Origin of the sequence: uncultured Fibrobacter sp. (assembly GCF_937877005.1) — a bacterium.
Taxonomy (GTDB): domain Bacteria; phylum Fibrobacterota; class Fibrobacteria; order Fibrobacterales; family Fibrobacteraceae; genus Fibrobacter.
On the sequence record NZ_CALEFV010000201.1, the window covers coordinates 1 to 9,663 of the forward strand.

The 9,663-nt window shown below is 53.3% G+C and carries 6 protein-coding genes; 1 reads left to right on the top strand and 5 read right to left on the bottom strand.

From position 1 onward, the window contains the following. Window positions 1–221: 221 nt before the first annotated feature. The 5 genes from prfB to Q0628_RS09285 form a co-directional block, all read right to left on the bottom strand. A protein-coding gene (gene prfB, locus Q0628_RS09265; protein WP_298770358.1) for a peptide chain release factor 2 occupies window positions 222–1,329 on the bottom strand; the annotation gives its coding sequence in 2 pieces (ribosomal slippage) (window positions 222–1,256 and window positions 1,258–1,329; 1,107 coding nt in all). Continuing rightward, window positions 1,329–2,339 (bottom strand): peptidylprolyl isomerase, encoded by a 1,011-nt coding sequence (locus Q0628_RS09270; RefSeq protein ID WP_298770360.1) that lies wholly within the window; start codon window positions 2,337–2,339, stop codon window positions 1,329–1,331. Before Q0628_RS09270 ends, prfB begins: the two co-directional genes overlap by 1 nt. 287 nt (window positions 2,340–2,626) lie before the next feature. Then, the gene (locus Q0628_RS09275) at window positions 2,627–5,149 is read right to left on the bottom strand and encodes a glycosyl transferase (protein ID WP_298770362.1); all 2,523 of its coding nucleotides are present in this window, start codon (window positions 5,147–5,149) and stop codon (window positions 2,627–2,629) included. 105 nt (window positions 5,150–5,254) lie between these two features. Then, window positions 5,255–5,860, bottom strand: a complete 606-nt coding sequence (locus tag Q0628_RS09280) for a PadR family transcriptional regulator (protein WP_298770364.1) — start codon at window positions 5,858–5,860, stop codon at window positions 5,255–5,257. 239 nt (window positions 5,861–6,099) lie between these two features. Then, on the bottom strand, window positions 6,100–7,959 hold the full coding sequence (locus Q0628_RS09285) for a phosphoenolpyruvate carboxykinase (GTP) (RefSeq protein ID WP_298770366.1): 1,860 nt from the start codon (window positions 7,957–7,959) through the stop codon (window positions 6,100–6,102). 267 nt (window positions 7,960–8,226) lie between these two features. Here Q0628_RS09285 and glgC point away from each other — a divergent pair, with 267 nt between their 5' ends. Further along, the gene (gene glgC, locus Q0628_RS09290) at window positions 8,227–9,477 is read left to right on the top strand and encodes a glucose-1-phosphate adenylyltransferase (protein WP_298770368.1); all 1,251 of its coding nucleotides are present in this window, start codon (window positions 8,227–8,229) and stop codon (window positions 9,475–9,477) included. The last annotated feature ends 186 nt before the right edge of the window (window positions 9,478–9,663 follow it).

Below are 9,663 nucleotides of genomic sequence, written 5' to 3' on the forward strand. Positions count from 1 at the left end.
CCACTTTCTAATTGTCTACTAAAGATCCTGCTCCTACGAACCTATATGAGACTAGACTCTTCAGAGTCTTAGTCGAATTATCCTCTATGGGGATAACTCAACTAAGGCTACAAGTAGCCAAGTTTCGTATATCGACTTCACTTCGTTCCTACCCAAAGAGCATAACTCAACTAGAGAACTAAAGTTCTAAGTTTCGTATAGCTCAGGATGACACTTTCGTGTCACTTCTGCCCTTCGCTTGTACTCAGCAGGTACGCGTTGATGAACGGCTTGATTTTACCGTCGAGCACGCCCGCGGTATCCGAGGTTTCGACGCCGGTGCGCAGGTCCTTTACCAGCTGGTAAGGCTGCAGCACGTAGCTACGGATCTGGCTACCCCATTCGACCTTTTTCTTCTCGGCCATGCGGGCATCGCGCTTGGCTTCTTCTTCCAGGCGGTAATGTTCAGCGACCATGGTCTTGAGCATCTTGTAGCAGGTTTCGCGGTTCTGGATCTGGCTGCGTTCCGTCTGGCAGCTCGCCATGATACCCGTGGGCAAGTGGGTCATGCGCACGGCGGAGTCCGTCTTGTTGATGTACTGGCCACCGGCGCCGCTACTGCGGTAGGTATCCACGCGCACGTCGGCCATGTCCAAATCGAATTCGATGTCCTCGTGTTCCGGATACAGGTACACGGCGGTAAAGCTCGTGTGGCGGCGGGCGTTTGCGTCGAAGGGGCTGATGCGCACCAGGCGGTGCACGCCAATCTCAGAGCGCAATAGTCCGTAAGCGTTTTCGCAAGTGACTTCGATGGTTGCGCTCTTGAGGCCGGCGTCTTCCGCTTCCTGAAAGTCCACCACCTTGAAATCCATCTTTTCGCGTTCAAAGAAATGCGTGTACATGCGGAAGAGCATCAGCGCCCAGTCCTGCGACTCGGTGCCACCTGCGCCCGGGTGAATCGACATCAGGCAGCTGCAGGCATCGTCCGGGCCGTTCAGCATCTTCTTGAATTCCATTTCCTCGATACGCGCCTTGAGCTCCGCAATATCCGAATCGATGGATGCGGTCAGGTCGGCGGATTCTTCCGCCTTGCTCATTTCGTAGAGTTCGGCAAGGTCGTCGCAGCTCTGCGAGACTTCTTTCCACGAGTCCAGCAGGGCACGCAGATTACCGATTTTTTTCATCATGGACTGCGCCTTGTCCTGGTCATTCCACAGGTTCGGGTCGGCGGAGTCCTTTTCCAAAACGTAGAGTTCTTCGGTCTTGGCTTCTAAGTCAAAGATACCCCCAGAGCTTGTCGATGCGCGCACGCAAGTCGATCAGCCCAGTGTGAGTCGTCTGAAAAGCCATTACTTGGAAGCTCCGATAGCCTGCGGCGGAGTGTACTTGGCATCGAGGTACTGCACCTTGTAGACCTTTCCGAGGCCGTCGAGGTAAGCCTTGAGCTGGGCCTGGCGGTCCTGTTCGGCCTGCACACGCAGAATGTAGTCGATCTGGTGCTTGTAGCTTTCGTACTTGCCGTCGTTGCGTTCTGTGAGCATGAAGATAGCGATGCCGTCCTTATCGGTGTAGGGTTCGGTCATTTCGCCGACCTTGATCTTGTTCACGGCCTTCACGAAGGCATCACCCTTGGTCTTGGCAACAAACTTGGTCATCACGCCGCCGGTCTTCTTGGCGGACTGATCGTCGCTGTACATGGCGGCGAGCTGGGCGAAGGTAGCCTTCTTGCTACGCACCTGGGCGGCGAGGCCCTTCAGCATATCCTTGGCGTCCTCGATTTCCTGCTTGGACTTGCCCTTGGTGCTGATCACGATGCGAGCACCGCTAATGGAATCGTTCACCTGGACTTTAGACTTGTTCAGCTCCCAGAAGGCTTCCTTCTGCTTTTCGGTCGGATCCTTCGGATACGGGACCTTCTGTTCGAGAATCTGTTCGCTCTTCAGCTGGTCCTCGATTTTTTCCCTGAACTGGGCCATGGTGGTGTTGGACTTCTTGAGTTCCTTCTGGAAGGCGTCTTCGCTCGGGAACTGGGCCTTGAACAAAGCCGTCAGGCTGTCCACCTTGCCCTTGGAGACCTTGATACCCATCTTCTTCGCTTCGAGCTTGATGAGTTCCTGGCCCACCAGGTTGTCGATCACGGCATAACGGAGCTGAGTCATGGTCTTGTCATCAATCTTCTTGCCGCGGAGCTGCTGTTCGCCGAGCATCTTGGCAAGGCTATCGATTTTACCTGCAGAAATACCGACTTTTTCCACACGGATTACATCCATGCTCTTGGAGTTCAACAACTGAGCAGAAGCGATACCGGCGGCCAGAGCGACCGTCAGAATACCGCGAGAAACAAATTTAAAAGAACGCATTTTTATTCCTTTTTAAAAATTTCCGCGCTAAATATAGCAAAAGGCGAGTGCCGTGACAAAAGCGCGCAAAGCGAGAAAGTGCAAAAACTTGTTTTTGCATTTGTGAGCCTAAACCGCAGATGTCCTAGATATCAAAAATCCGCCCCAAACGGAGCGGACATTTCAATATTATTTCTCAAACAAGAAACTCAGAGAGCCTAGCGAGAGAAGGCGGCCTTGACCGAAGGCGTATAAGTAATACGACGAGAGTCAAGGCAACGCACTATCGCGACGGCTATATGGGTTTCTTAACCGAGAGTCACGACGACCTTGTGGGTACCCTTCGTAAAGATCGGGGCCACGTCGGCGTCAATCTTCTTGCCATCGACGATCATCTCGGCGACACCCTTGCACACGTGCTTCGGGTTCTTCACTTCGATTTCGTAGGTTGCACCGCGGAACTTGCGGGTCACCTTGAAGCCGTCCCAGGAGCTCGGGATGCACGGATTCACGATGAGGCCCTTGAAGCTTGCGCGGACACCGATGATGAACTGCGTTGCAGCCTGGTAAGTCCAGGAGCTCGTGCCGGAGAGCCATGCGTTACGGCCCATGCCGAACTGCTTGTGTTCGTCACCGAGAATGTTCTGCGGATAGCAATACGGTTCAGATTCGAACTCGTCGAGTTTCACGTTCTTGGCAGCCGGGTTAATTTGGCTGTAGTACTGGAATGCCTTGTCGCCACGGCCGAGGATGGTTTCGGCAATCATCACCCACGGGTTAGTGTGGAGGAAGATACCGCCGTTTTCCTTGGCTCCGGGAGGATAGGTAGAAATGCCACCCACGTTCGGATCAAAGCCACGATAGCCCGGAGTAGAGCTCTTCACGCCGTTAGCGGTATTGAGGAGCTTGTTCAGGCTGTCCATGCCCATCTTGGCGCGTTCGCCGGTAGCGATACCGGAAATCACGGACCAGGACTGGCTATTGCAGTAAATCTTGCCGTACTTGGCCTTGTTGGTGCCATAGGCGTTGCCCTGCTTGTCGAACCAGCGGATCCACCACTTGCCGTCCCAAGCGCTGTCATTGAAGGCCTTCTTCACGTCTTCGTACCAGCCCTTGTACATTTCGACGGACTTCTTGTCACCGAGAGCTTCGCAGATGTCCATCATTTCAAGGAGAGCCTTAGCATAAAGGCCCGTGTTGAAGGAGGATTCTGCACCGAGCGGCAAGTTCATGCAGTCGTTCCAGTCGGCAAAGCCGAGGAGCGGAAGGCCGTGCTTACCGAGGTGAGTACGGGTAAAGTTGAGCGAACGCTTGAGGTGTTCGAGCACGGTGCCCTTTTCACGCTGAGCGCGCTTCTTGCCGGCTTCGTAGAACGGAACTTCTTTCTTGAGAAGATCCATCTTGCCGGTTTCCTTGAGGTAGTTTGCAATCGTGAGCACGATCCAGAGGTGGTCATCGCCGTACCAGTCAGCGTAAGCCGGCTGGCCCTTTTCGTCGAGGACGCCCTTCTTTTCGCGGGAGTCGCCGGCGTTTGCTTCGTTGCCGTTGTCTTCGGCAAGGGCAAGCGGAGCGTACTGGTGCATGGCGTTACCTTCGGGGCGCTGCACAGAGAGCAGGTTCAAGGCGAGTTCCAAAGCTTCTTCCGGCATATGGCTCATCACGCCCATCAGGTCCTGGCTGGAGTCACGGTAACCGATACCGCGGCTGGTGCCGTAGCCCAGCTGGTACAGGGACAGGTAGCGGCTCCAGTTCTTGGTGGTGTGGCACTGACGCGGGTTGTGGACGTTCACCATGGAGTTGAACGCTGCATCCGGAGTCTGCACCTGGATCGTAGAGAGGTACTTTTCCCAGAACTTGGCGAGTTCGTCGAAAGCCTTGTCGACGTTCTTCAAGTCGCGGTACTTGGCGATTGCCTTAGAGGCAACCTTCAGGCTCTGTTCCTGACCGAGCTGTGTGCAGGTGCGGAAGGTCTTGCCGGCGGCAATCTTGCCAGCGTGGATCATGAGAGCGGCAATGTTGTCGCCACGGTCGCATTCGCTGTTGGAAAGTTCTTTGTTGGCGAGGCTGAGCGGCGCTGCCCAGGAGCCCATTTCGTTTGCGCCGAGGAACACGCGGCGGTCGCCATCGAAGCTACCGACCTTGCAGTTTGCAGTCACGTAGTTCACGGCGAAGTCACGCTTCATGTAAGCGTACTGTTCGAGCACCACGTGGCCGTCCTTTTCCCAGTGGCCCTTGAGGGTCATGGTCTGCGGCACCCAGTCGGCGTTGGTGAGCTGCTTTTCAGCTTCGAAGTGGCTGAATTCATAAACCGGGATAATGTCCACTTCCTTGGAAGCCTTGTCGAGGTTCGTGACCTGGATGTCCTGGAGGAGGGTGTTGGAGCCGGTCGGAACGAAAATCGTCACCTGCGTACGGAGGCCTTCGCATTCGGCGATCCAGCGCATGTAAGAAAGACCCACGTGGCATTCCCACTTCTTCATCTTGGTGAGAGTCGGAACCACGAACGGAGAGAACACGGTGTAACCCTTGGCGTTCTTCACGCGGATATAGATGGTGCTGGCCTTAAAGTCAGAGCAAGGCATCTGGGCGATGTACTTGGTGATACGGTTCAGGGCCGGGTCGCCCTTGCAAACGAGGGTACCGCCAGTCGTATCGACGATACCGCCGAAGTTCAAAGTACCAACATAGTTGCACCACTTGATCGGGGTTGCCGGCGTGGTGAGCACGTATTCTTTTGCAGCGTCATCAAAGTAGCCATACTTTGCAGCAGTCTTTGCAGCAACTTTCTTGGCAGCTTTCGGGGCGCTCTTCTTGTTCTGTTTTGTAGCCATTGTTTCTCCGTGAGAGGGGGTTAAAATTTCAAGTGCAAATATAGAAAATCAATTGATGATTGATAATTGATAATGGATGATGGGTAATCATCAATTATCAATCATTCAGTCTTTTTTCTGATTAAAATTTTCGAAATCGCGATTACCGAAGTTGATGTAGAAGTAACCGTCGAGTTTCTTGTTGCGGATGGGGTCGCGCAAAATGCCGATGGCGGCACGCACATACTTGAGTTCCACCAAGATGTGATCGCGGCTCATGCAGTTGAGGAAAGGGCCTTCGGGATATAGCGTCGGACGCGGTTCTTCGGCAATCATCCTTTCGAGGTTCTCGATTTCCTGCACCAGGCGGCGTTCATGGACTTCAAGCGTGCGGATGAGTTCCTTGTTCTCGGCACCGTAAAGGAAAGCAAAGCCTAGGGTTCGAGGATCGTCGTTGAAACCGGTCAGGTGCTTGAGGACTTCCTTGCGAAGCACTTCCCTCCCCTTGTCGGTAATATTGAACACGACGCGTTCCGGACGATTACCATCTTTTTCGGAACGACCGACAATGCTTCCGTTCTTCTCGAGAGTCGTCAGACGATTGTACACGGTCGACGTGCTCAGGTTGGCCCAGCGGTCCAGTTCCCGGTCGCGAATTTCCGTAATAATATCGTATCCGCTGCGTTCATGTTCGAGAATCAAGCCCAAGAGTACCAGGTCATATCGATTCATCCAATCCTTCTCCTTAATTCCACCGCATTTTTGCGTTTTAGACTATTCCAAATTGGAATATAGCTAAAAAAATTGAAGGTGGAACAATTTTTTTCATTTTACGAAAAAAAATGCATGGATATTAATATTTGTAGTGAAATCAATTTGGCAACCATTTGGGGAAAATATGAAAAAATCCCCGCCACCATATTTGGTAGCAGGGATTTTTAAAGGATTTCCGTTAGGAAAGATAAGGCTTATTAAGCCTTATTGAGGCGATCCTGGATCATGTCGATGATGTCGGAGAGTTCCTTCGGGAGGTGCTTGCCGAACTTCGGATAGTGATTTTCCTTAACGTCGGCGAGTTCCTTCTTCCAGCCTTCCACATCAACCTTGAGGATTTCCGGGAGGGTTTCCTTGTAGTAGTCAGCGAGACCGTCGGTGTTGAGGGTCTTCGGCATGTAACCGATAGCGGTTTCAACAACGTTGGAGTTATCGCCGTTGCAACGGTCGAAGATCCAAGCGAGCACGCGGCTGTTGTCGCCGTAACCCGGCCACATGAAGCCACCCGGAAGCTTTTCGTTGTTGGCATCCTTACGGAACCAGTTCACGTAGAAGATCTTCGGGAGCTTGTCTTCGGTAGACTTCTTACCGATTTCGATCCAGTGCTTGAAGTAGTCGCCCATGTTGTAGCCGCAGAACGGGAGGATGGCGAACGGGTCGCGACGGATCTTACCGACCTGAGAGGCGTCAATCGTAGAGGCAGCCGTGATTTCGGAACCCACGATGGAGCCGAGGAACACGCCGTGGTTCCAGCTGAGGGACTGGTGAACCAGAGGAATGGTGGACGGACGACGGCCACCGAAGAGGATAGCGTCGATAGGCACGCCAGCAGGATCTTCCCATTCCTTGGCGATGCAGGGGCACTGCTTGGCCGGAGCGGTGAAGCGAGCGTTCGGGTGAGCCATTTCTTCGCCCTTAGGAGCCTTGTCCTTCGGGAGAGCGTCACGGGTCTTGCCCTTCCAGTCAACGAGCTTGCCCTTGGCCGGGTAGCCGATGCCTTCCCACCACACGTCGCCGTCTTCAGTGAGGGCGCAGTTGGTGTAAATGGTGTTCTTTTCTGCAGAGATAAGAGCGTTCTTGTTGGATTCTGCAGAGGTGCCCGGAGCAACGCCGAAGAAGCCGGCTTCCGGGTTGATAGCGTAGAGACGGCCATCCTTACCAAACTTCATCCATGCAATGTCGTCACCGATGGTTTCGACCTTCCAGCCCGGGATAGTCGGGATGAGCATGGCGAGGTTCGTCTTACCGCAAGCAGACGGGAATGCGCCAGTCACGTACTTGACTTCGCCCTTCGGGTTGGTGAGCTTGAGGATGAGCATGTGTTCAGCGAGCCAGCCTTCGTCGCGAGCGAGAACGGTAGCGATACGGAGAGCGAAGCACTTCTTACCGAGAAGAGCGTTTCCACCGTAGCCCGAACCGTAGGACCAAATGAGGCGTTCTTCGGGGAACTGAGTGATGTACTTGTATTCAACGTCAGCGCAGGGCCAGATGCCGTTGTCGCTTTCGCATTCGCGGAGCGGCTTACCAACGGAGTGGAGGCACGGAACGAAGTCAGCGTTCACGTCTGCATTGAAGATGTCGAGAACCTTCTTACCGGCGCGAGTCATGATGTCCATGTTGAGAACAACGTATTCGGAGTCCGTGACTTCGATACCGTTCTTGGAAATCGGGGAGCCGAGCGGGCCCATGCAGAACGGAATCACGTACATGGTACGGCCGTGCATACAACCCTTATAGAGCTTACGCATCGTCTGCTTGAGTTCAGACGGGTCGATCCAGTGGTTGGTCGGACCTGCATCTTCTTCCTTCACAGAGGAAATGAAGGTACGGGATTCGACGCGGGCCACGTCAGACGGGAGAGAACGGAACAGGTAGCAGTTTTCCTTCTTGGCGAGCTTCGTGGCGAGGCCAGCCTTGACGCACTTCTGCATAAGGGCATCGTATTCTTCCTTGGAGCCGTCAACGACAACGACGTTGTCCGGTTCGCACATGGCAATCATTTCATTCACCCAAGTACTGATCTTCGGGTGCTTGATATCGTTAAGGGTAAGACTCATTATGAGCTCCTGTTTGGTTTAACGTTAAGTTTCGATAATTTCGAACGCGGTAAAATTTACAAAAAAAAGCCCCCCTAGGGAGGGAGGCAAGAAAAATTTTCCACAAAAATCTATAGCCAGCTATTCTATCCGCCACGTGCAGTCCGTTCCCGCATACAGATTCCTTTAGGGCGAAAAAATGAAATTTTTTAGAAAAAATTTACATTTTTGCTCAAAAATTACATAAATTACGCATGTATACACGAACGCTCTGATTTAAGAGGTAATATGAGCTGGTCTTACTCTAGGGAACATCAAAAGAATATTCTATGCATGATCATGGCTGGCGGCCAGGGAAGCCGTCTTCAGCCCCTTACCCGCGACCGCGCCAAGCCGGCCGTGCACTTTGGCGGAACATACCGCATCATCGATTTCGTCTTGAACAACTTTATCAACTCCGGTATCTTCAAGATAAAGGTGCTCACTCAGTTCAAGAGCGATTCCTTGAACAAGCACATCTCCGCCGCATGGAACCTGAACGCGAGCCTCGACCAGTACGTGGACCTGGTGCCTGCACAGATGCGCACTGGCGACGACTGGTACAAGGGCACTGCCGACGCCATTTTCCAGAACATCAACCTGATTACCGACGAGCGCCCTGACCTCGTGGCCATTTTCGGAGGCGACCACATCTACAAGATGGATATCAACCAGATGATCGATTTCCACCTTTCCCGCGCCGCCCTACTGACGATAGCCGCCATACCGGTGCCGGTCTCCGAAGCACGCGAATTCGGCATTATCGAAGTGGATGCCGACAACCGCATGATCGGTTTTGAAGAAAAGCCCAAGAACCCCAAAGAAATGCCCGGCAACCCCGGCTACTGCCTTGCGAGCATGGGCAACTACATCTTTACAAGCAAGTTCCTGGTGCGCGAACTCCTGAAGGGTGCCGAAAACGGTGCGACCGACTTCGGCAAGCACATTATTCCGAGCCTGTACAAGGACTACCCCGTTTACGTGTACGACTTCAACACGAACATCGTGCGCGGCGAACAGGCCAGCACCAAGGGTTACTGGCGCGACGTGGGAACGCTCGACGCCTTCTTCGAGGCGAACATGGACCTTTGCTCCGAAAACCCGCCGTTCGACCTTTACAACAACTACTGGCCCATCCGAACCTTCAACTGGAACCAGCCCCCAGCAAGGTTCTTTGCGGGCGACGGCAACGCCCATCAGGGTGCAGCCATCGACTCTATCGTGTCTTCGGGCTGTATCATTGGCGGCGGCACCGTTGTCAAGAGCATTCTCTCCCCCGGTGTTTCTATCCAGAAGGATGCCCTTGTCGAAGAATCAATACTTTTCCCGAACGTGACGATTGGCCCGGGTGCAAAAGTCCGCCGCGCCATCATCGAAAAAGGCCTGCATATTCCTGCAGGCTTCCAGATTGGCTACGACTTGGAACGCGACAAGAAGCTCTTCCACGTCACCGAATCCGGAATCGTCGTGCTCGCGAAGGATACAATCATTAAGGCTTAATCTATTAGCTTTTTGCGACTAAAAAACCCCGACAAAGTCGGGGTTTTTCCATATTCAAACGGATGGTTTAGTTAATCTACGATGATTTCTTCATCACCCCAATCGCCGTAATCACCCCAGTCCATGGATTCTTCGTCAAGTACCCATTCGCCATCCTGGCAGATCACGGGCATGCCCATCATAGTG